This is a genomic window from Arthrobacter sp. 10T44 (assembly GCF_056393885.1).
This window is the reverse complement of sequence record NZ_JBFTGT010000008.1, coordinates 25,264-45,930: the sequence shown is the minus strand read 5'-3', so window position 1 is coordinate 45,930 and position 20,667 is coordinate 25,264. Positions and strand designations below refer to the sequence as shown.

Annotated in this window: 21 protein-coding genes; 4 read left to right on the top strand and 17 right to left on the bottom strand. The window is 66.1% G+C overall.

Features of this window, described 5'->3' with window-relative positions; all coding sequences use genetic code 11:
* The first annotated feature begins 217 nt into the window (after positions 1-217).
* Entirely contained in the window at positions 218-1,393 is a 1,176-nt protein-coding gene (locus AC1DBL_RS13565; RefSeq protein WP_476917220.1) for an AI-2E family transporter, read from the top strand.
* An 11-nt stretch (positions 1,394-1,404) separates the two neighbouring features.
* Here the strand turns inward: AC1DBL_RS13565 and AC1DBL_RS13560 are convergent, their stop codons facing one another.
* Both AC1DBL_RS13560 and AC1DBL_RS13555 read right to left on the bottom strand, forming a co-directional pair.
* Positions 1,405-2,199, bottom strand: coding sequence for an alpha/beta hydrolase (locus AC1DBL_RS13560; RefSeq protein ID WP_476917167.1), 795 nt, complete (start codon positions 2,197-2,199; stop codon positions 1,405-1,407).
* Positions 2,200-2,261: 62 nt separating this feature from the next.
* On the bottom strand, positions 2,262-2,660 hold the full coding sequence (locus AC1DBL_RS13555; RefSeq protein WP_476917166.1) for an ATP/GTP-binding protein: 399 nt from the start codon (positions 2,658-2,660) through the stop codon (positions 2,262-2,264).
* Positions 2,661-2,752: 92 nt separating this feature from the next.
* Between AC1DBL_RS13555 and nucS the strand changes: the two genes are divergently transcribed.
* The 3 genes from nucS (at position 2,753) to AC1DBL_RS13540 (ending at position 5,219) form a co-directional block, all read left to right on the top strand.
* The gene (gene nucS, locus AC1DBL_RS13550; RefSeq protein ID WP_175322880.1) at positions 2,753-3,448 is read left to right on the top strand and encodes an endonuclease NucS; all 696 of its coding nucleotides are present in this window, start codon (positions 2,753-2,755) and stop codon (positions 3,446-3,448) included.
* 34 nt (positions 3,449-3,482) lie between these two features.
* Complete coding sequence (locus AC1DBL_RS13545) at positions 3,483-4,712, top strand: N-acetylglucosamine-6-phosphate deacetylase (RefSeq protein ID WP_476926309.1); 1,230 nt, start codon at positions 3,483-3,485, stop codon at positions 4,710-4,712.
* A 303-nt stretch (positions 4,713-5,015) separates the two neighbouring features.
* On the top strand, positions 5,016-5,219 hold the full coding sequence (locus tag AC1DBL_RS13540) for a cold-shock protein (RefSeq protein WP_011692441.1): 204 nt from the start codon (positions 5,016-5,018) through the stop codon (positions 5,217-5,219).
* Positions 5,220-5,373: 154 nt separating this feature from the next.
* Here the strand turns inward: AC1DBL_RS13540 and AC1DBL_RS13535 are convergent, their stop codons facing one another.
* From AC1DBL_RS13535 to AC1DBL_RS13465, 15 genes are all read right to left on the bottom strand, one after another.
* Positions 5,374-7,881 (bottom strand): bifunctional lysylphosphatidylglycerol flippase/synthetase MprF, encoded by a 2,508-nt coding sequence (locus tag AC1DBL_RS13535; protein ID WP_476917164.1) that lies wholly within the window; start codon positions 7,879-7,881, stop codon positions 5,374-5,376.
* Positions 7,863-9,212 (bottom strand): alpha/beta hydrolase, encoded by a 1,350-nt coding sequence (locus tag AC1DBL_RS13530; RefSeq protein ID WP_476917163.1) that lies wholly within the window; start codon positions 9,210-9,212, stop codon positions 7,863-7,865. Before AC1DBL_RS13530 ends, AC1DBL_RS13535 begins: the two co-directional genes overlap by 19 nt.
* Before the next feature lie 5 nt (positions 9,213-9,217).
* The gene (locus tag AC1DBL_RS13525; protein WP_441417359.1) at positions 9,218-9,649 is read right to left on the bottom strand and encodes a DUF2550 domain-containing protein; all 432 of its coding nucleotides are present in this window, start codon (positions 9,647-9,649) and stop codon (positions 9,218-9,220) included.
* A 10-nt stretch (positions 9,650-9,659) separates the two neighbouring features.
* On the bottom strand, positions 9,660-9,944 hold the full coding sequence (locus AC1DBL_RS13520; protein ID WP_104172348.1) for a F0F1 ATP synthase subunit epsilon: 285 nt from the start codon (positions 9,942-9,944) through the stop codon (positions 9,660-9,662).
* Between the two features lies 1 nt (position 9,945).
* Positions 9,946-11,400, bottom strand: a complete 1,455-nt coding sequence (atpD, locus tag AC1DBL_RS13515) for a F0F1 ATP synthase subunit beta (RefSeq protein ID WP_476926308.1) — start codon at positions 11,398-11,400, stop codon at positions 9,946-9,948.
* Positions 11,401-11,482: 82 nt separating this feature from the next.
* Complete coding sequence (locus tag AC1DBL_RS13510) at positions 11,483-12,376, bottom strand: F0F1 ATP synthase subunit gamma (RefSeq protein ID WP_441417358.1); 894 nt, start codon at positions 12,374-12,376, stop codon at positions 11,483-11,485.
* Positions 12,377-12,452: 76 nt separating this feature from the next.
* Positions 12,453-14,090, bottom strand: coding sequence for a F0F1 ATP synthase subunit alpha (gene atpA / locus AC1DBL_RS13505; protein ID WP_441417357.1), 1,638 nt, complete (start codon positions 14,088-14,090; stop codon positions 12,453-12,455).
* A gap of 87 nt (positions 14,091-14,177) precedes the next feature.
* Positions 14,178-15,002: a F0F1 ATP synthase subunit delta gene (locus tag AC1DBL_RS13500; RefSeq protein ID WP_441417356.1), complete on the bottom strand. Its 825-nt coding sequence runs from the start codon at positions 15,000-15,002 to the stop codon at positions 14,178-14,180.
* On the bottom strand, positions 15,002-15,553 hold the full coding sequence (locus AC1DBL_RS13495) for a F0F1 ATP synthase subunit B (protein ID WP_175322873.1): 552 nt from the start codon (positions 15,551-15,553) through the stop codon (positions 15,002-15,004). Before AC1DBL_RS13495 ends, AC1DBL_RS13500 begins: the two co-directional genes overlap by 1 nt.
* Positions 15,554-15,606: 53 nt before the next feature.
* On the bottom strand, positions 15,607-15,825 hold the full coding sequence (gene atpE, locus AC1DBL_RS13490; protein ID WP_003804776.1) for an ATP synthase F0 subunit C: 219 nt from the start codon (positions 15,823-15,825) through the stop codon (positions 15,607-15,609).
* An 80-nt stretch (positions 15,826-15,905) separates the two neighbouring features.
* Positions 15,906-16,706, bottom strand: a complete 801-nt coding sequence (gene atpB / locus AC1DBL_RS13485; RefSeq protein WP_175322872.1) for a F0F1 ATP synthase subunit A — start codon at positions 16,704-16,706, stop codon at positions 15,906-15,908.
* A gap of 91 nt (positions 16,707-16,797) precedes the next feature.
* Entirely contained in the window at positions 16,798-17,151 is a 354-nt protein-coding gene (locus tag AC1DBL_RS13480) for a hypothetical protein (protein WP_441417355.1), read from the bottom strand.
* Positions 17,135-17,629, bottom strand: a complete 495-nt coding sequence (locus tag AC1DBL_RS13475; protein ID WP_441417354.1) for a Cg1360 family ATP-synthase-associated protein — start codon at positions 17,627-17,629, stop codon at positions 17,135-17,137. The genes AC1DBL_RS13480 and AC1DBL_RS13475 overlap by 17 nt, the downstream gene beginning before the upstream one ends.
* An 80-nt stretch (positions 17,630-17,709) precedes the next feature.
* On the bottom strand, positions 17,710-18,735 hold the full coding sequence (locus AC1DBL_RS13470) for an MraY family glycosyltransferase (RefSeq protein ID WP_441417353.1): 1,026 nt from the start codon (positions 18,733-18,735) through the stop codon (positions 17,710-17,712).
* A complete protein-coding gene (locus AC1DBL_RS13465; RefSeq protein ID WP_441417352.1) occupies positions 18,732-20,600 on the bottom strand; it encodes a polysaccharide biosynthesis protein in 1,869 nt (622 codons plus the stop codon). The genes AC1DBL_RS13470 and AC1DBL_RS13465 overlap by 4 nt, the downstream gene beginning before the upstream one ends.
* Positions 20,601-20,667 lie beyond the last annotated feature (67 nt).

Genomic DNA, 20,667 nt, shown 5'->3' with positions numbered 1-20,667 from the left:
ATAGTGTTTGCGGTGATCATCACACCCGGCCCGCAACCGCGGTTTTGCAGGGAATTTTCGGAGAAAAAGGGCCTTCAACGCAGTGACTGAACCCACGGATGTGTCCCCCGCAGGACACCCCGCAAGCCAGGAATCCGCCAGCCAGCCACACGGCCCGCACGAGCCGGCCCCGCAGCCCTCGACGCCGCGCGCGGCCGCGGCGGGCTTCCTGATTTCGATGGCGCGCCGCCTGCGGCAGCCGCTGCCCGGTGCCCAGCCGCGCCTGCGTTTCGAGATGCCGCCCGAACACGACGAGGAAGCCGCACCCGCCCCGGACAGCGAGAGCACCGCAAAGTTCGGCGCTCCCGGTCCGCGGATGTCGTCCCAGCACCCGCTGTACGTCGGCTTCATGGGGACGGTCGGCGTGGGCGCGGCCCTGCTGGTTTACTGGATCGGCTCCAACACCACCCAGCTGCTGCTCTGGATCGTCACCGCTCTGTTCATTGCGCTCGGCCTGGATCCCGTGGTGCGCTGGCTGGAAGGCAAAAAGGTGCCTCGGCCGGCCGGAATCCTGGTCTCCGTCGCCGTGCTGGCGCTGGCCGTCACCGGTTTCTTCGCCACGTTGATCCCCACCATCGTCCAGCAGGTGACGCAGGTCGTCCAGGAAGCGCCGCACTGGATCCAGGACTTCATCGACTCCGACTTCTTCCGCACGGTGGACAGCCAGTTCGGCGTGCGCGACCGGATCAGCCAGGAACTCGAGAAGTTCGTCAACAACCCGGAGGCCATGAGCGGCATCTTCGGCGGCGTCGTCGGGTTCGGCTCCACCGTGGCGAACGGCCTGTTCGGCGCCCTGATCGTCCTGGTCCTCAGCCTCTACTTCCTCTCGGCCATGCCGGCCATGAAGAAGTGGGGCTACCGGCTCGCCCCGCGGTCCCGCCGCGCGCGCGTCGAGGCGCTGTCCGAGGAGATCACCGGATCGGTCGGCAACTACGTGATCGGCCAGGTCTGCGTGGCGCTGCTGAACGCCACCTTCGCCTTCATTGTGATGTCGATTGTGGGGGTGCCGTTCGCCCTGCTGCTCGCGTTCGTTGTGGCCCTGCTCGCCTTCATCCCCCTGGTCGGCGGCATGATCGCCGGCGTCCTGGTCACCCTGATCGCCCTCACCGCGGGCTGGCAGACGGCCGTCGTCTTCGCGATCTGCTACTTCGCCTACCTGCAGTTCGAGGCGTACTTCATCTCGCCGCGCATCATGCAGAAGGCAGTCGCAGTCCCCGGCGCGGTCGCCGTGATCTCGGTGATCGCCGGCGGCAGCGTCCTAGGCGTGCTTGGCGCCCTGATCGCCATCCCCACGGCCGCGGCGATCATGCTGCTGGTTAAGGAAATCTTCATCGTCCGCCAGGACAAGCACTAGCGTTTACCGGCTCAGGCGTGGGCGGTGGCCACCGGCCCTGCCCACTCCTCGGGCAGGGCACTGCTGCCGCCCGGGAGCACCTCGGCCACGATCTCGTTGAGCACCCGGCCGGCGTACTTCTCCCCCACCCACAGGTGCTTCGCGCCGTCGACGCCCACGACGTCGGCGTGCGGCACCAGGCTGAAACGCTCGGCGGCGGCCACCGGCTGCAGGTAGTCGTCGTGCTCCGGAACCAGGACCTTCAGTGGCTTGCCGGCGGCGGCCCACTCCTTGAGATGGACGTCCGTGGCGCGGTGCAGCGGGGGCGAGAGCAGGATGGCGCCCTCGATTTCGGAGGCCACAGGTTCGGTGGCGCCGTACATCAGTGCGAGTTCGGTGCCAAAGGACCAGCCGACCAGCCAGCGGTTGGGCAGCCCGCGCTCGACGGCGAAGCGCACCGCCGCCTCCACGTCGAGCCGTTCGCCGATGCCTTCCTCAAAGGAACCCTGGCTGGTTCCGCGCGGTGAAGAGGTCCCGCGGGTGTTGAACCGCAGCACCGCGATGCCGGCGAGGGCCGGAAGGCGGTAGGACGCCTTCCGGTAGACGTGCGAGTCCATGAAGCCGCCGTGGGTCGGCAGCGGGTGCAGCGTAATCAGGGTTGCCTTGATCTCCCCCGACTCGGGAAGCGCCAGTTCGCCAACCAGCCGGTGTCCGTCCGCGGTGCGAAGTTCCACGTTTTCGCGGTGCGCCGGCAGCACGGTCGATGCACGGATTGCGGTGGGCGCGGTGGGCTGGCTGAACACATAGGACGCCGGGTCGAAAGTCATGCCCTCCAGCTTAGCGAAACCGGGCACGGTTGGCCGTTTCAGTTGGCCCCCTGCGAAGCTGCTCAGCGGTACCGGTAGCTGCGCGAGGTCCAGCAGTTCGAGTGCCAGTGCCGGCGCTCGGCCAGGCCGGCGGCCGCGCCAAAGATGTGGTCCTCGGACCAGACGACGAGGTGCGCGGTGCCCGGCGGCACGGCGGTGAAGCATCCGGGGCAGATGTAGGTCTTTCCGGCCCGACTGGCGGAGATCGAGCGGACTATCCATTCGCCGTCGGGGGCGCTCTCCCGCCGCGCGATCCCGGTCCGGGCGCGCTCCAGGTCCAGTTCCGGCGCGGGTCCGGCGGCGTGCTTGCCGGCGCCCTTCCCTCCGCCCTTCCCTGCGCTCTTCCCTCCGCCCTTCCCTGCGCCCTTCCCTCCGGGGGTGTGGCCCGAAGCGGCTCGGCGGGGTCGGTTGGAACGGGGCATGACTCCATTCTGCCCCAGCCCGGCCGCTCCCCCGCCACCAGGCGGCCGCCACGGCGCCCGGGAGCACCGCATCAGGCGGTAGTGTTGACCGGGTGCGTTTAGTCATAGCCCGTTGCTCCGTTGATTATGTCGGCCGGCTCAAAGCCCATCTTCCGCTCGCCACCCGGCTTCTGTTGGTCAAAGCCGACGGTTCGGTCCTGGTCCACTCGGACGGGGGATCCTACAAGCCGCTGAACTGGATGAGTCCTCCGGCCAGCCTGCGCGTCTCCACGCCGGACGAGGTCGACGTCGAAGTCGGCGTCATCGAGCAGTGGACCGTGCAGTCCGCGAAGACCGATGACCGGCTCATCATCAACATCCACGAACAGCTGCATGACACCTCCCATGAGCTGGGCCAGGACCCCGGACTGATCAAGGACGGGGTCGAGGCGGACCTGCAGCGGCTGCTCGCGGAGCAGATCGAGACCCTCGGCGCCGGCTTCTCACTGATCCGCCGCGAATACTTCACCGCGATCGGCCCGGTGGATATCCTGGCCCGCGACGCCAACGGCGCCACTGTGGCGATCGAACTCAAGCGCCGCGGCGACATCGACGGGGTCGAGCAGCTCACCCGCTACCTTGAGCTGCTGAACCGCGATCCGCTGCTGGCGCCGGTGCGCGGCATCTTTGCCGCCCAGCAGATCAAGCCGCAGGCCAAGGTGCTGGCGAACGACCGCGGCATCGACTGCGTCACCCTGGACTACGACGCCATGCGCGGCGTCGACGACAGCGAGTCCCGCCTCTTCTAGGGCCCTCCCGGCTGACCCGCCCTAGACTCTGAGCATGAACCTCACCCCGGCCGGCCGCCACCTGCTCTACGGCACGCTGGTCAGCGATGGTGCCGTGCAGCACGACGCCGTCCTGGCCGTGGCGGGCGGGCGGATCGCGTACGCCGGGCCCGCCGCCGGATTCAGCCCCGGGACCGCCAGGTTCGGTGACGCGCCGGCCCCGGAGCTGCCGCCCGGCGCCCTCATCCTTCCGGGACTGGTGGACCTGCACTGCCACGGCGCGTACGGCGGCGACTTCCCCGGCGGCGCGGAGGCCCCGGCGCGGCGTGCCATCGACTTCCTGCACCGTTCCGGGACCACCACCCTGCTCGCCAGCCTCGTGACCGCCTCCCGGGAGTCGCTGCTGCACGGAATCGCCCTCCTCGCCGGACTGAGCGAGGAGGGCCTGCTGGCCGGAATCCATCTGGAGGGCCCCTTCCTCGCCGCGGCACGGTGCGGTGCGCAGGACCCGGACTTCCTGCGCGATCCCGATCCGGGACTCCTCGCCGAGCTGGTAGCCGCCGCACGCGGCACCCTCGCCACGATGACCTTCGCCCCCGAGCTTTCCGGAGCGGACGGACTCGTCCCGATGCTGGCCGGGCACGGGGTGGTCCCCTCGCTGGGCCATACCGACTGCGACGACGCCACCGCCGCGGCGGCGCTGCGCACGGCCGCGGCGGCACTGCGCACGTCGTCGTCCGTGCGCGGCACGCGGCCCACGGTGACCCACCTGTTCAACGGCATGCCGCCACTGCATCACCGGGCACCGGGCCCTGTCGCCGCGGGCCTGCGCAGCGCCGCATCCGGCGAGGCCGTGCTTGAACTGATCGCCGACGGCACGCACCTGGACCCGGCCATGGTCGCCACGGTGTTCCAACTGGCCGGCGCCGCGAACATCGCGCTGGTGACCGATTCGATGGCCGCCGCCGGCCTGCCCGACGGCGCGTACAGCCTGGGCCGCTCCGCCGTCACCGTCTCGGCCGGCGTCGCCCGCCTCGACGCCGGCGGCGCCCTCGCCGGCGGCACCGCCACGCTGCTCGACGTCGTCCGCCGCACCGTCGCCGGCGGTGTGCCGCTGCCCGACGCCGTCCGCTCGGCCACGGCGGTCCCCGCCGCGGTTCTCGGGCTCGGCGCCGAACTGGGCTCCCTGCGCGGCGGGCTTCGGGCCGACGCCGTCGTCCTCAATTCCGGACTCGGCCTTTACCGCGTAATGCGCTGCGGGGAATGGCTGGCACCGCTTTCCTAATGTGCCTTTCGGCGCAGCGGCGGTTCCGAACGCTTTCTGCGGCCGGGATCTCGTTCATGAACTCTTTACATAAAATTTCTGGAATTATGCGCCGGGCCCGTTGACCTGACGCAGGCGGCATGAAATTCTTGTACCAGTCTTTGTGTAGGTGTTTTTCATGCTCGCAAGACATGTTGCGAGCGTGAAGCTCCTGCCGCCAAGGCCCGGTCAATCCGGGCCGAAGCCAAGGTTCTTCTCGCAGAGTGACCAAGCCCGGTGCAACGTGCGCCGGACTTCTTCAAGATCCACAATGAGGAGAATTAAATGGCACAGGGAACCGTCAAGTGGTTTAACGCTGAAAAGGGCTTCGGCTTCATCACCCCGGATGACTCCGATGGCGATGTCTTCGTTCACTACTCCGAGATCCAGACCGGCGGATTCAAGACCCTCGACGAGAACCAGCGCGTTCAGTTCGAGATCGGCCAGGGCGCCAAGGGCCCCCAGGCTACCGGCGTCACGCTGGTCTAATCTCTCCGGCAATACTGCTTCCGGCAGTACCGCTGCACGAATGATCCCCGGCATTATTGCCGGGGATCATTTCTTTGCGTTTGACCCCTCCGGCGGCAGCATTGTTTGCGGGGATTCCCCTAAACGGCGCGCGGATAATGGCACCGGCTCCGAATTAGCGCACCAGCGTGCGGAGCAGACGCGCACTCTGGCGGACTGAAAGGTCGGGAAGGTAAGCGCGGCTCAAAGCGCGCCCCATCGCCGGCAGCTGCAACGGATCCTGGTAGTACAGGTAGAGCGTGCGGTAATCCGGTTTGAACCGCGATTTGAACGTGGCCAGGGAACGGAATCCGTAAGCCGGTTCCAGCGCACGGCCCACCACGTCCAGAATTCCGGCGAGCCCCTCGCTGTCGCGCGGCCCTCCGTCGCCGTCTCCCCGCGCCTCCTCCCTGGCGAGCGGGGAGCCGGAGAGCGAGATCACTTCCACCGAGTCCCGCAGCTCCAGCACGGCAGAGGCGATCAGGAACTCCATCACGCCGGGGAAGGCGTCACCGCGGCGGCGCATGACGTCCAGCGTCCAGCTCACCACCCGTCCGCCGTCGTAAACCGGCAGCCAGCTGGTGACCCCGTGCACGCGGTCCTCGGCGTCCACGGCAACGCAGCACAGCACTTCTTCGTCTTCGAGCTCGTCGAGGCTGCCCAGCGTGAATCCCATCTCCGGGACCGACTTGCCGGCCGCCCACTCTTCTGAGACCTCGCTCAACTGGGCACGCAGCGAAGGGGAGAATTCCCGATAACGGCCCCAGACCGCACGGACGCCGGTCTTGGCCGCCCGGTTCAGCGCCGTCCGGACGTTTTGCCATTCCTTGCCTTTGAACTCCAGTTCGCGGACCGCCAGTCGGGTCTCCAGCGCCACCGCAACCCTGCGGAAGCCGCGGCCCTGAAGCAGGGGCCACAGCTCGTCCGTGCAGGAATAGAAGCACGGGATCAGCGCTTGTTCGGTGCAGTAGGACAGGAACAGCGCGGCAGTTTCCTCGCGGTGCGATGCCGGGCCGAAAGGTCCCGCCACCGTCAGCGCGACGTTGCCGTGCTGCTGGTAGGCCACTCCCCCGCGGCGCTCGGGTGCAAACCAGTACGTGTTGGGTGCCCAGAGCGCCATCCAGGACAGCGAATCGCCGCCTTGCCGGATGAGGCCGCGGGCCCGTTCCCGGTCCTCGGCCCCCGCATCCGTGCCGTGGTGGCGGCGCAGCAGCACCAGCCAGACCCCGGCAAGCGCCACGACCCAGAAGATGATGCCGGAGGAGGCGAACAGGAAAGCCTCGGTCGCGTTGCGGTTCTGGAACACGCGGTTGTAGATGCCGGGAATGGGCAGCGGCAGGTACTGCCGGGCGAGCTCCGCGGCGAGTCCCAGCCAGCCGCCGTCGCGCTCCAACCCGCCCGAGGCAAACCATGCGGCGCCATAGCCCCCGGCGAGCACCAGGAAGGTCCCCGCCACCGTCAGCGCGAGGATGCGGCGGGCCCGCCGCGTGGTTTCCACCCGGAACAGGCGCCGGTTGGCGAACAGCAGCAGCACCAGGCCCAGCGGCACTGCCACGAGTGGCAGGACGTGGACAAAGCCGGAACCCATTATGGCCGTGTGCGGCCGGCCGGGATAGTGCGGAATCCGGGCAAACAGGGCCAGGTAAACGGCTGCCAGGGCGGTAACACCCAGCTGCACCAGGATCGCGATCCGCAGTGCGAGCCGGCGCCCGTGCCGCATGCCGTCGGCGCAAATCAGCAGCAGCACCACCGGCACCACGGCCAGGGCCAGGCCGAGGGGTCCGGCGTACCCCTCCCGCCCGGCGCTGAGGCAGGTGATGTCGACGCCGCCTCCGCAGTTCTGCTCCAGCTGGTTCAGCGTGGGCAGCGGATTCAGCACCACGTCCCGCAGCAGGGCCAGCGGCCCGGTGGGACTTCGCACCGCGGCCGTGATGATGGGGCCCACGGCGAAGATCGCCACCGTCAGCGCCAGGAGGTTGCGGGTCTCCCGGCCGGTGGAGCGGTGGCGGTGGAGCGTCCCCTTGTCTCCCTGGATCCACCAGCCGGCCATGAGTCCGGACAGGGCGCCGGACAGGCCCACCACCGTTTCCGCGTGCCCCACATACAGCACGAGCAACAGCGACCCGGAGACGACGGCGGTCCGCAGCCGCCGCTGCCACAGCGCCGGCAGGAGGGCGCCGGCCGCGAGGGCGACGGCAAGGATAGCCGCGTACGGGCCGATCAGCCGGTCCCCGGCCATCGGGCCGAGCCAGCCGTCGCCCGCAAAGAGAGCGAGCTGGGTGACGAGCAGGAACAGCGTCACCGCGGCGAACTGCCCGGCAAAGAAGAAGACGGCTGTGCGCAGGGTTCCGAGCTGCCGTTCGGCGAGGCCCAGCAGCCCCAGAACCATCAGCGATGCCGCGAGGTAGGCCAGGGGGTTGGTCGCGAAGAACAGCGAGCTGAACATGGTCCACCACAGTCCGCCCTGCAACCCGGGGGCACTTACCGAGGCCGCCTCAAGCAGTGCTTCCGGCGGGCCGGTGAGGAAACTGCCGGTAGCTGCGCCGACTCCCAGGAACGCCGCCAGAAAGGCCAGCGAGAAGGGAATCCCCTGCAGGTAACGCCCGATCCGGCGAATGGCGTTCCTCACTTCTTGATCCCCCATCGCGGGGCCAGGAAGTCGAGGCCGGCGGACAGTCCCTTGGCAGCGACCGTCCAGGAATGGCCCGTGCGTGGAATCACCTTCTCGTCGACGGAGAACCCGGCCGAGCGGGCGGCACTAGCCAGCACGCCCATGTACTCGATGAACTCGGGATCCCGCTCGCCGGCTCCGAAGTAGAGGGCGTTGCCGTCGAAGCGGCGCTGCTGCATGAGGTGCAGCGGCGTCTGCCGTTCGAAGGCCGCGGTGTCGCCGCCGAACGACGCCTCGATGGTCTTATGCCGCTCCTTGGCGAGGGCGGGCTCCTGCTCGCTCGAAAACGCCAGTGCCGCGCTGTAAACGTCAGGGTGCCGGGTCGCCATTTGGACGGCGCAGGTGGCGCCGAAGGAGAACCCTCCGGCCGCCCACTTCCGCGGATCCGGGTCCACATCGAACGTCGCGCGGATCCAGCCGGGCACATCCTCGGCAAGGAAGGTGTCCGCCTGCGCGATTTGGCTGTCCATGCAGAGGACGTTGCCGTTGGGGGTGCCGTTGGGATCGACCACGATGACCACGGGGGCCACTCCGTGGTGGGCTGACGCGAAGCGGTCCATCCGGCTCCGCAGGGCGCCGCCGGTGACCCAGTCGGCAGGGCTTCCGGGCTGGCCGGAGAAGAGTACCAGCACAGGAAGTGCCGGGCGCGGTGAGGCCTGGTAGGCGGGCGGCAGATAAACGTAGGCATCCCGGCTGCGGAAGCCGGACACGGTGCCCGGGATAGAGGCCTTGCGGACAAGGCCGCCCGCGGGAAGGGTTGCCCGCGGTGTCCACCCGGCCAGGCCGACGGTGGCGGGCTCCCCGGCCTGGCGCTGGAGACCGGCTTCCAGAGCCGGGATCCGTGCGACGGCGGTCCCGGTGAGGTCGCTCACGGTGTGGTTCAGCCCGAAGTAGGCGTTGATCTGGATCGCCGAAAGCGCGAGCACACCGGCAAAGGCGACCGCGGCTGCCGTCACGGCCACCCTGCGGCGGCGGGCCGGACGTGGACGGGACCGCCACACGGTCCGGCCACGGTGGAGCGCCAGCAGCAGCGCGGTGACGGCCGGGACGGACCAGGCGAGGACCTCGGAAGGGAGCACGTCCGGAAAGAGAGCGAAGGGGTAAACGAGGAGCCAGTGAACGCCGAGCACCAGCGCGAGGGAAAGTAGGAGGGCAGCAGGCGGCACGGCCCAAGCCTGGCGACCGGGCGCGCGCTTCCAGCCGCTGTGCGGCCGGATCAGGTACAGCATCCCAACAACCCCGGCGGCGCACGCGGCCCATAGGACCGGGCCGTCGTCGATCCGGATGCCCTCGGCGAAACCCACCGGGACTAGCGCCAGGTGCCGACGCCGATGACCGGACCGGCCTCAAGCCACGAGGAGAGGCCGGTGTAGGCATCGAATCTCATCGCGAGCAGCACGTCGCGGCCCTCGTAGCGCAGTTCGACGATCACGGTTTCCGGCTGCACCTTGACGAGTTCGACTTCGGTGGGCTCGCGGCGCCCCAGCAGCTCAAGGGAGCTGCGGCGGAAGGTATGTTTCGGCCGCACGCTCAGCGAGGCAAGCCGGAACCATTCCAGGTCGTTGTCCTGATAACGACAAACCCCCATCTGCCAGCTGTTTCCAGCAATGCAGATAGAGGCGTCCACCGTGCCCAGGGCGCGCCGCAGATTGAAGCGGCGCACCCCGGAAAGGCACAGTGCAAAGACCAGCAACGCAAACACGGTTGCCAGGACGATGAACGGAAAACCAGTAACGTTCATCAAGGTCGGGCTAGCGGATCCCCGCAGTAGCCGCGTCGCCCATTTGGGCGTTGTCAGCAACAATGACGACCCTGTTGTTGTCGACGGAGAAGAACCCGCCGTCGACAACTACAGCAATGCGGTCACCGGACACCGGCTCAATCGCCAGTTCACCTTCGGCCAGAATCGCCAGCAGGGGCGAGTGGCCGGGCAGGATTCCGATTTCACCATCGCTGGTGCGGGCCTTGACCATCTTGGCCGCTCCGGACCACACGAAGTGGTCCGCTGCGACAATCTCAACCTCAAGCTCAGCCATATTACTTGGTCTGTTCCTGGATCTTGGCCCACTGGCGCTCGACGTCGTCCAGGCCGCCGACGTTGAAGAACGCCTGCTCTGCGATGTGGTCGAGGTCGCCGTCGCAGATCGCCGTGAAGCCTTCAACGGTGTCCTTGATGGACACGGTGGAGCCTTCGACGCCGGTGAACTGCTTCGCCGTGTAGGTGTTCTGCGAGAGGAACTGCTGGATACGGCGTGCACGCGACACGACGATCTTGTCCTCTTCGGAGAGCTCATCGACGCCGAGGATGGCGATGATGTCCTGGAGTTCCTTGTTCTTCTGCAGGATCTGCTTGACCCGGACGGCCGTGTTGTAGTGGTCGTGTCCGATGTACTGCGGATCCAGGATGCGCGAGGTCGACGTCAGCGGGTCAACGGCCGGGTACAGACCACGGGAAGCGATTTCACGGGAAAGTTCCGTGGTCGCGTCGAGGTGTGCGAAGGTCGTGGCCGGGGCCGGGTCGGTGTAGTCATCTGCGGGAACGTAGATGGCCTGCATCGAGGTGATGGAGTGGCCCTTGGTGGACGTGATGCGCTCTTGGAGCAGGCCCATCTCGTCAGCCAGGTTGGGCTGGTAGCCCACGGCCGAAGGCATGCGGCCGAGGAGGGTGGAAACCTCGGAACCTGCCTGGGTGAAGCGGAAGATGTTGTCGATGAAGAGCAGCACGTCCTGGTTCTGCACATCGCGGAAGTACTCCGCCATGGTCAGCGCGGACAGGGCAACGCGCAGACGCGTTCCCGGCGGCTCATCCATCTGGCCGAAGACAAGCGCGGTGTCCTTGAGGACGCCGGCCTCTTCCATTTCGACCCAGAGGTCGTTGCCTTCACGGGTACGCTCGCCAACACCGGCGAACACCGAGGTGCCACCGAAGTTGCGGGCAACACGGGTGATCATTTCCTGGATCAGCACGGTCTTGCCGACGCCGGCACCGCCGAACAGGCCAATCTTGCCACCCTTGATGTACGGGGTGAGAAGGTCGATCACCTTGATGCCGGTTTCCAGCATCTCGGTGGAGCCCTCGAGGGTCGCGAAGGCGGGTGCCTTGCGGTGGATCGGCCAGCGTTCGCTGATCTGCAGCTCGGACTCGGTCACGTCCAGGGGCTGGCCCAGCACGTTGAAGATGTGGCCCTTGACGCCGTCGCCGACGGGGACGGAGATCGGGGCACCGGTGTCAACCACGTTGGTGCCGCGGACCAGGCCGTCGGTTGCCTGCAGGGAGATGGCGCGGATGAGGTTGTCGCCGAGGTGCAGCGCAACTTCGAAGGTGATGGTCGTGGTCTCACCGTTGAGAGTAATCTCCGTGGTGAGTGCGTTGTAAATCGAGGGGATTGCGTCAGCCGGGAATTCGACGTCGACAACCGGGCCAATAACACGTGCAATACGGCCGGTGGCACCGGACGTTGCGGCTACGTGTTCGGTAGCAGTGGCAGTCATCTCTCTCACTTCACTCAGTAGATGGCGTGGGCGGTTAAGTTTGTTCTTTGGTGCAGGTAAAGCTGGGTCCGGACCGGGCGGGCTAGGACGCGTTCAACGCGTCGGCGCCTGCCACGATTTCGGAAAGCTCCTGCGTAATCTCAGCCTGGCGGGCAGTGTTGCGCAGACGCGTGTACTTCTTGATGAGGTCCGTGGCGTTGTCGCCGGCGGATTTCATCGCCCGCTGGCGGGCTGCGAGCTCGGAAGCTGCTGCCTGCAACATTGCGGCGAAGATACGAGACTCGATGTAGCGCGGCAGCAGGGCATCGAGAACCTGCTCAGCTTCCGGCTCGAATTCGTAAAGCGGCAGGAGCTCCGACTCGGAGGCGGCCTGCTCTTCGACGACCTCGAGCGGGAGCAGGCGGATAACCGTCGGCTCCTGCGTCACCATGGACTTGAAGCGGGTGTAAACGACGTGGATCTCGTCCACGCCGCCCTCTTCGTAGGCCGTTGCGAAGTCTGCCAGCAATGCTTCGCCGACTTCCCGCGCCGTCTCGAACTGCGGTGCGTCCGTGTTGCCGGTCCACACCCGCTCGTAGGGGCGGTTACGGAAGTCGAAGTATGCCTGTGCCTTGCGGCCCATGACGTACGTCTTGACTTCCTTGCCTTCCTCGTGGAGCAACTCGGTGAGGCCTTCGGCCTGCTTGAGCACGGTTGCCGAGTAGGACCCTGCAAGGCCGCGGTCGGAGGTGATGACCAGGACGGCGGCGCGGCGGATCTGCTCCGGCTCGGTAACCAGCGGGTGGTCGATTTCGCTCTGGCTTGCGACAGCAGAAACGGCACGCGTGATCGCGTTTGCGTAAGGCAGTGAAGCCGCTACGCGTGCGCGGGCCTTGCCGATGCGCGAGGTAGCGATCAGTTCCATCGCCTTGAAGATCTTGCGCATCGACGTCGTCGAGCTGATCTTCTGGCGGTAGACCCGGATCTGGGCTCCCATACTTATCCTTTCCTAAGATCCCGGTGGCCGGGACTGCCGGAACCCGCTGGGGTTCCGGCAGTCCCTGCCAGCGAAACTAGCGCTTCTGCTTGACGATTTTTTCCTGGTCGACCTTGTCCTCGTCGATCGGGGCGTACTCCTCGTGCCCTGCACCGACCAGGAGGCTGTCGCCCTCGCCGAAGAAGCCCTTCTTGAAGTCCACGATCGCGGTCTTCAGCGCCTCTGCCGTGTCATCGTCCATGACGTTGGTCTGGGCCAGCGTCGTCAGGATGGAGGACTTGTGCTTGAGGTGCTCCAGGAACTCGGTCTCGAAGCGGTTGATGTCTTCAACCGGAACGTCGTCGAGGTAGCCGTTGGTGCCGGCCCAGATGGAGACAACCTGGTCCTCGACCGGGAACGGCGAGTACTGGCCCTGCTTAAGCAGTTCCATCAGGCGGGCGCCGCGGGTCAGCTGCTGGCGGGAAGCCGCGTCGAGGTCCGACGCGAACATCGCAAATGCCTGCATGTCGCGGTACTGGGCGAGTTCCAGCTTCAAGGTACCGGAGACCTTCTTCATGGACTTCACCTGTGCGGCGCCACCCACGCGGGACACGGAGACACCCACGTCGACGGCGGGACGCTGGTTGGCGTTGAAGAGGTCCGACTGCAGGAAGATCTGGCCGTCGGTGATGGAGATGACGTTGGTCGGGATGTAGGCGGACACGTCGTTCGCCTTCGTCTCGATCAGCGGCAGCCCGGTCATCGAACCTGCGCCCAGCTCGTCGGAAAGCTTGGCACAACGCTCAAGCAGACGGGAGTGCAAGTAGAAGACGTCGCCCGGGTAGGCTTCGCGTCCCGGCGGGCGGCGCAGCAGCAGCGACACCGCACGGTAGGCCTCAGCCTGCTTGGAGAGGTCGTCGAACACGATGAGGACGTGCTTGCCACCGTACATCCAGTGCTGGCCGATGGCCGAGCCGGCGTACGGTGCCAGGTACTTGAAGCCGGCGGGATCGGACGCGGGGGAAGCCACGATGGTCGTGTACTCCAGTGCGCCGTTGTCCTCGAGCGTCTGGCGGACAGCCGCGATCGTGGACGCCTTCTGGCCGATGGCCACGTAGATGCAGCGCACCTGCTTGGTGACATCGCCGGAAGCCCAGTTGGCCTTCTGGTTGATGATCGTATCGATGGCGATGGCCGACTTGCCGGTCTGGCGGTCGCCAATGATCAGCTGACGCTGGCCGCGGCCGATCGGGATCATGGCGTCGATAGCCTTCAGACCGGTCTGCATCGGCTCGTGGACCGACTTGCGCTGGGTCACGCCGGGCGCCTGGAGTTCCAGGGCACGGGTGGTTTCGGCCTTGATCTCGCCAAGGTCGTCGATGGGCTGGCCCAGGGGGTCAACCACGCGGCCGAGGAAGGCGTCGCCAACCGGAACGGACAAAACCTGTCCGGTGCGGTGGACTTCCTGGCCCTCTTCGATGCCGGTGAAGTCACCGAGGACGATGACACCGATCTCGCGGACGTCGAGGTTCTGGGCCAGGCCCAGCGTGCCGTCTTCGAAGCGAAGCAGCTCGTTCGCCATGACCGAGGGAAGGCCCTCAACACGGGCGATGCCGTCACCTGCGGTCGTTACACGGCCAACCTCTACGCGCTCTGCGTTTCCGGGTTCGTAGGACGCCGCGAACTCGTTCAACGCAATACGGACGTCGTCGGCGTTGATGGTCAATTCGGCCATCTGCAGTCCCTGCTCTCCTGTTTTCGTGATCATCGTTGCTCACGATGACCGGGGTTTCTTGTCGGTAAGTTGTGCTTGTCCGGCTAACTATGCAATCTGACGCTGGAGCTGGCCCAGACGGGCGAGAACCGAAGCGTCAACCACTTCGTCGCCGATCTGGATCCGCAGGCCACCAATCAGTGCCGGGTCAACGTTCATGTTGATCTTGAGCTCACGGCCGTACAGGGCGTTGAGCCCTGCCTGCAGACGGCTGGTCTGGGTCTCCGTCAGCGGACGGGTGACGCTGACGGTAGCAATCCAGCGCTGCTGGCGCTTGGCCGCAAGCTCGGCAAAACGGCTGACGAGCTTGGTGACCTTGAGGCCGCGGGGCTGCGAAACTGCCTGTCCGATGAGGACTTTCGCTTCCACGCTGGCGCGGGGCACGAGCTTTTCGGCGAGGGCAACCTTGGCAGCCTGGCTCGCCTGCGGCTCGGACAGAGCACGCTGCACCTCGTGGCTGGAATCGACGGCCTGGTTGAAGGAGAACAGATCGTTCTCCAGCGCTTCCAGTCCGCCAATGCCCGAGGCAGAGACGGCCGACTTGTTTTCAGCAACGGCAATTACCACCGAAGCGGCAAGAGTCTCGAGTGCATCGCCGATGTCACGAGCCGACGCCCAGCGTGAGCTGGCCAGCCCGCTTGCGATCTCCACAGCATCAGCGGAGACTTTGCCGCTGAAGAGCTGCTTGACCAGCGCCGACTTTTCGTCACCGCTGCGGGACGGGTCAGTCAGGGCACGGCGCAAGCCAGCCGAGCTGTCCACCGTTCCCAGGATTCCGAAGAGTTCCGTAGCCAACTGCAGCGACGCGTTGGGAAGCTTGGCTTCCAACGCGACGAGTGCCGCGGTCAGCGATTCGCTCGATACACCTGCCATTACTTAGCTGCACCTGCGTTCTGGTTCTCCAGATCTGCCAGGAAACGGTCAACCACACGGGCCGAACGCGCGTCATCGCTGAGCGCCTCGCCGACGATGCGGCCTGCCAGCGTGGTAGCCAGCGTGCCGACCTCGGCGCGGAGCGACACAACGGCCGCCTGGCGCTCGGACTCGATCTGCGCGTGTGCCTGGGCGGTGATGCGGGCAGACTCAGCAGCTGCCTTCTCCTTCAGATCCGCCAGGATCTGGGCGCCTTCGGCGCGGGCTTCCTCGCGGATGCGGTTGGCCTCGGTGCGGGCGTCGGTGAGCTGCTGCTTGTACTCTTCGAGTGCTGCAGAAGCCTCTGCCTGCGCCTTTTCGGCCTTGGCGATGCCGCCTTCAATGGCCTCGGCGCGCTCTGCGAAATTCTTCTCGAACATCGGGACGACGTACTTAGTCACGATGAACAGGAGGACAGCAAAGCCCACGAGGACGACAAACATTTCCCAGATATTGGGAACGAGGGGGTTGGTTTCGCCCTCGGTGGCGGCTGAGATGATCAGCTGCTTCATATTTCACCCGTCCTTATCTACTCGGTTCTGGATGTTCGCTGGGTTCTGAAGGTTTACTTGAGAACGAATGCGAAGACCAGGCCGAGGATGGCGAGGGCTTCAGTCAGCGCAAGGCCGAGGAATGCGATCGGCTGCAGGACGCGCTGTGCTTCCGGCTGACGTGCCACACCGTTGATGTAAGCAGCGAACACGAGACCCACACCGATACCACCGCCGATGGCGGAGAGGCCGTAGCCGATGAGGTTGAGGGAGCCGTTGATGGAGCCTTCCATTTTTCTTCCTTTCAAGATGCCACCCGTGTGGCAGGTTGTTTGGGTTGCTTCATCCCCGCGAGGGGAAGTTTGTGGGTGCCTTAGTGGCTGTCGGCGTGCAGTGCGCCTTCGATGTAGATCGCGGTCAGCAGCGTGAAGACGTACGCCTGCAGCGCCATGATCAGCGCCTCCAGCATGTACATCGCAATCGAGCCGGCCAGGACAAGCACGGAGGCGCCCTTCAGCAGGACGTTCTCCTGCATGACGAGGAACTCGATGCCGGAACCGGCGATCATCACGATCAGGTGGCCGGCCAGCATGGTGGCGAACAGACGGAGGCTGTGCGTGACAGGCCGGACCAGGAAGTTGGAGATGATCTCGATCGGGATAACGATCGGAAGGATGTAGATGGGTACGCCGCTCGGCACGGTGGCCAGCTTGAAGTACTTCAGGCCGTTCTTCTTGACGCCGATGGCGATCCAGGTGATGTACACGATCGCTGCCAGCACGTAGGCGCCGCCGACGTGCGAGAAGCTCGGCAGCTGGATCACGGGGATCGCGCCGTAGATGTTGTTCACGAGGATGAAGAAGAAGAGGCTGAAGAGCAGCGGGACGTACTTCATGAAGTCTTTGCCGCCGATGATGTCCTTGGCGATGCCGTTGCGGACGAAGCCGTAGGCTGCCTCGCCTGCGAACTGCAGCTTGCCGGGAACGAGCTGCTGCTTACGCGCAGCAATCACAAAGAATGTGGCGATAATGACGACCGAGAGGATCACCAGCAGCATCTGCTTGGAGAATCCTTCGGCTTGACCCCAGGGCAGGATAGCCGGCAGGTGCAATTGTTCAATTCCAGGAGGAGTGAACTCTCCTGAATCTTGGGCCGGGAGCGCAAGCGCGATCAACGCGTTTCCTCTCTGCAGTGTCCATCATTGGGCGTTGGGCGGGGAGCGGCCGCATTTCTGTCAGCCATTCCCCCTGTGAAATTTTTTGGCATTACTGTTCCGCGTCCTTCGACGGGCCACCTGCAGCGCCGTCTCCGCCAGCCGAATTCCGGTGACTGGTGAGACCGTGCATATGAGAAAGATAGAACCCTCCCGCAGCTCCAAGCAGGGCGCCTGCGAGCACAATCCAGCGGGTTCCCCACAGATTATCCAGACCCCACCCTATCAAACTCCAGACGATGATTCCGCCAACAATGTAGCTAAAGACGGCTATTCCGGCGTTGTATCCGCCGTCGTTGCCGTCCTGCGAGACACCGGGGGCGCCACCTGTGGTTTTGGGGGTCCGGGCCTGGTTTTTGGGAAGGTTCTTACCTTCGTTGTTGCCTGCATCATCGCGGCTGGGCATGGGTGCCGCCTTCCTGCGGGTCAGGGTCGTTGTAGATTTGCAGCCGTGCCTTGCCGAACCCGATGATCTCCGCCGCCTGCCAGGCGACCACGCAGACGACGGCGCCGATCAGGAACCAGCGTTCGTGCAGCCAGGCCGGCGCTCCGAGGACAAAGAGCACCACGGCGAAGCCGACCACTTTCACGAAGTAGGTGGCAACGAACATGCCGATGGCTCCGGACGGGTTGTTGCGGCCGACAAAATGTCCGATCGCCAGGCTGATCGCGAAGAACGCCATCACCAGCGCGCCGCCGAAGAGGCTGGACAAGGCACCGTAGCCGCCGTTGAAGGCGAAGGCCAGGACCGCGGTCAGCAGCAGGGCCGCCCCCGCCGCCGCCGAACTGAGGGCCAGCAGCTTCAGCCACAGCGACCTGGTGGGACCGGAGCCGCCAACGGAGCCGCTGCCGGACGTGCGTCCGGACTCGGCGTTGGAGCTCATGGGATCCCAATCGTCGCAGGGGGTAAGGGCAGGAACGCGGCGACAAGCCGCCCCTGAATTCTACACGAGATAGAACAGGGCTAGGCCACCGGGATGCGGGTGACCTTGGGACGGTGCCGGAACCGACGGATCAGGTCCGGGGAGACCAGATACAGTCCGAGCACCAGCAGGCTGCCGGCCACGCAGAGGGCGACGACGGGCAGCGGGGCCGTGGCGGCGACGAAACCGAGGACGATGACGGCGATGGTGCAGACCGTTACCACGGCTGCCGCCTGCAGGTGGGAGAAGCCGACGTCGGTGAGCCGCTGGTAAACGTGTTCGCGGTGGGACGCGTACCAGCGCTCCCCCGCCTTGATCCGGCGCAGCAGGGTATAGCCGGTGTCCGCGGCATAGACCAGGATCGGCGAGAGGACGTATTCGACGTAGACGCCGCTCAGGAAGCCCGCCACGGCGAGGGCCGCGATCGAGGCGCCGAGGAGATAGCTGCCGACGTCGCCCAGGAACACCGAACCACGGCCGAGGTTCCAGGGCAGGAAGCCAAGGAAGGCCATCGCGAGCACCGTGCCCCCGGCGGTTAGCCAGGGCTGTCCGGCCAGCATGCCGGCCAGCGCGTAGGCGCCGCCAGCGGTGACGCCGTGCAGGCCGGAGATCCCGTTGATCCCGTCCATGAAGTTCGCGATGTTGACGTAGGCCGCGATTGCCACGGCAGCCAGCGGCAGCCACCAGAACGACTGCGACGTCAGGACGATCAGCGCAGCGGAGCCGGCGGCACCGATTCCCAGCTGGGCGGCGGCGCGTGCCCCGATGGACAGACCGCGCAGATCCTCGATCCAGCCCACGGCGGCACTGGCCGCAATGATCCCCAGCACCACCGCGAAAACCGAACGGTCCACCGTGACGAGGTTTAGGAGCACCGCGGCGAGGTAGCCGACGGCGGTGGCCAGGGCTGCAGCCATCCCCATCCCCCGGATGGTCGCTTTGTGGTGGGAGGAGCGGGCGGACGGAATGTCGACGACGCCCATCCGGACCAGCCACGGTTTCACCGCGAAGGGAAGCAGCAGGCTGGCCAGCAGGGTGATTCCGGCCAGGATGGCGAGCGGCATCATGACGCGACCCGGATCGAGCCCGCTTCATCGGCCTCGTCGTCCGGGATGTCGGCGATGTTAATGCCCTGTTCGGCCTCGCAGCGGGCCAGCCAGACGTTCAGGTCCAGCTTGGCCGGATCCTGCTCGGTGGCCTTGGTGTGCGAAATCTTCGGGTGCAGGGGACGCTGGTCCAGTTCGCCGGTGCCGACGAGCTCTTCATGCAGCTTTTCTCCCGGCCGCAGGCCGGTGTAGATGATATCGACCTTTTTGCCGGACATGGCGATCATCCGCTGGGCGACGTCGAGGATCTTCACGGGCTCGCCCATGTCCAGGATCATCACGTCGCCGCCCGAGCCGATCGCACCGGCCTGGATCACCAGCTGGCAGGCTTCGGGAATCGTCATGAAGAACCGCGTGACCTCGGGATCGGTGACGGTGACCGGGCCCCCGACGCGGATCTGCTCGGTGAAGAGCGGGAGCATTGAGCCGCGGCTGCCCATCACATTGCCGAAGCGGACGGATACGAACTTGCTGCCGGTCTGGCCGGCCATCCAGGCGGTCAGCTTCTCCGCGACGCGCTTGGAGTGGCCCAGGGCGGTGGTGGGGTTGGCTGCCTTGTCGGTGGAGATATTCACAAAGTGTGAGACACCGGCGTGCCGGGCGGCGCGCAGCACGTTCAGGGTACCGCAGACGTTCGTCTTCCAGGCCTCGACGGGGTACTGCTGCAGCAGCGGTGCGTGCTTCAGGGCGGCGGCGTGGAACACGACCTCGGGCCGGCGGTCTTCGAAGATGTCCTGCAGGGCTTCGCCGTCGCGGATGTTGGCCAGCACCGTGTCGCGGCCGGCCAGCAGCCCCCGGCCGGTGATGGAGATCTGTGTCTGCTGCAGCCCGGTCTCGTCGTGGTCGAGCATGATGAGTTCCGCGGGGGCGAACTGGACAATCTGGCGGCAGAGTTCCGAGCCGATTGAGCCGCCCGCGCCGGTCACCAGCACCCGCTTGCCCTTGATATACCCGGCGATTTCGTCGACTTTGATGTCCACCGGCCGGCGGCCGATCAGGTCTTCGACCGCCACGTCGCGGAAGTCCGAGAACCCGTCGGGCGCCCCGCCGCCGAGCATGTCGCGCAGCGGAGGCAACACCAGCACACGGATATTCATGCCGGCCACAGCGTCCGAGATACGGCGCACGACGGCGGCCTCGACATTGGCGAACGCCAGGACCAGCACCCTTGCGCGGGTCCTGCGGATGATCGCCGGGAGGTCCTCTCCCCTGCCAAGGACCTGGACTCCGGAGAGCCGCAGGTGCTTCTTGGCCGGGTCGTCATCGATCAGGCCGACCGGGAAGTACGGGGAATCCGGGTCCTGCAGCATCCGGGTCAGCAGCGAGTTGCCCAGGAACCCCGCGCCGTAGATCAGGGTGTTCTGCGCCTCGTCGCCGGGCCGGGTCTTGCCCTCGACGTAGAGCCGCTTGGCGTAGCGTGCCGCGCCCATGAAGAGGCAGGCGAAGGGGAAGGCGATCAGGCCTACGCTGCGGCCGATGTTGATGGCCCCGTACAGCACCAGCAGCGTCACGGTGATCGAGGCGGCCACAATCACGGTGACGAAGACCAGTGCCCGCGCCTCCTGGAAACTGCCGAAGGGGTACCGGCCCCGGTAGAGGGCCAGCGCGTAGCCAGCGACGATCTGCGCGATGACGGCGAGGGCAGCGATGAAGAAGGCGCCCAGGAACTGTTCCGCCCGGATACCCATCTCGTAGCGCAGCAGCAGCGCCAGGACGACCGCCACGATCCAGGACATGGAGTCGAGGAACAGCTGGATCCAGATCCAGAGGGCGGGCTTCTCTTCCCGTGCTGCGGCAGATCCGCGCGCTTCAGATTTCGTACTCAACAGAGATTGCAACCGACTTCCACTACCACGGCGGCCATGCGCCTGTTTCAAAAAATACCCCGCCGCA

Excerpts from the sequence above, each read along its gene's own strand:
- AC1DBL_RS13565 (WP_476917220.1), top strand. The coding sequence starts at position 218 with ATGGCGCGCCGCCTGCGGCAGCCGCTGCCCGGTGCCCAGCCGCGCCTG.
- AC1DBL_RS13560 (WP_476917167.1), bottom strand. The coding sequence starts at position 2,199 with ATGACTTTCGACCCGGCGTCCTATGTGTTCAGCCAGCCCACCGCGCCC.
- AC1DBL_RS13555 (WP_476917166.1), bottom strand. The coding sequence starts at position 2,660 with ATGCCCCGTTCCAACCGACCCCGCCGAGCCGCTTCGGGCCACACCCCC.
- AC1DBL_RS13545 (WP_476926309.1), top strand. The coding sequence starts at position 3,483 with ATGAACCTCACCCCGGCCGGCCGCCACCTGCTCTACGGCACGCTGGTC.
- AC1DBL_RS13540 (WP_011692441.1), top strand. The coding sequence starts at position 5,016 with ATGGCACAGGGAACCGTCAAGTGGTTTAACGCTGAAAAGGGCTTCGGC.
- AC1DBL_RS13535 (WP_476917164.1), bottom strand. The coding sequence starts at position 7,881 with ATGGGGGATCAAGAAGTGAGGAACGCCATTCGCCGGATCGGGCGTTAC.
- AC1DBL_RS13525 (WP_441417359.1), bottom strand. The coding sequence starts at position 9,649 with ATGAACGTTACTGGTTTTCCGTTCATCGTCCTGGCAACCGTGTTTGCG.
- AC1DBL_RS13520 (WP_104172348.1), bottom strand. The coding sequence starts at position 9,944 with ATGGCTGAGCTTGAGGTTGAGATTGTCGCAGCGGACCACTTCGTGTGG.
- atpD (WP_476926308.1), bottom strand. The coding sequence starts at position 11,400 with ATGACTGCCACTGCTACCGAACACGTAGCCGCAACGTCCGGTGCCACC.
- AC1DBL_RS13510 (WP_441417358.1), bottom strand. The coding sequence starts at position 12,376 with ATGGGAGCCCAGATCCGGGTCTACCGCCAGAAGATCAGCTCGACGACG.
- atpA (WP_441417357.1), bottom strand. The coding sequence starts at position 14,090 with ATGGCCGAATTGACCATCAACGCCGACGACGTCCGTATTGCGTTGAAC.
- AC1DBL_RS13500 (WP_441417356.1), bottom strand. The coding sequence starts at position 15,002 with ATGGCAGGTGTATCGAGCGAATCGCTGACCGCGGCACTCGTCGCGTTG.
- AC1DBL_RS13495 (WP_175322873.1), bottom strand. The coding sequence starts at position 15,553 with ATGAAGCAGCTGATCATCTCAGCCGCCACCGAGGGCGAAACCAACCCC.
- atpE (WP_003804776.1), bottom strand. The coding sequence starts at position 15,825 with ATGGAAGGCTCCATCAACGGCTCCCTCAACCTCATCGGCTACGGCCTC.
- AC1DBL_RS13480 (WP_441417355.1), bottom strand. The coding sequence starts at position 17,151 with ATGCCCAGCCGCGATGATGCAGGCAACAACGAAGGTAAGAACCTTCCC.
- AC1DBL_RS13475 (WP_441417354.1), bottom strand. The coding sequence starts at position 17,629 with ATGAGCTCCAACGCCGAGTCCGGACGCACGTCCGGCAGCGGCTCCGTT.
- AC1DBL_RS13470 (WP_441417353.1), bottom strand. The coding sequence starts at position 18,735 with ATGATGCCGCTCGCCATCCTGGCCGGAATCACCCTGCTGGCCAGCCTG.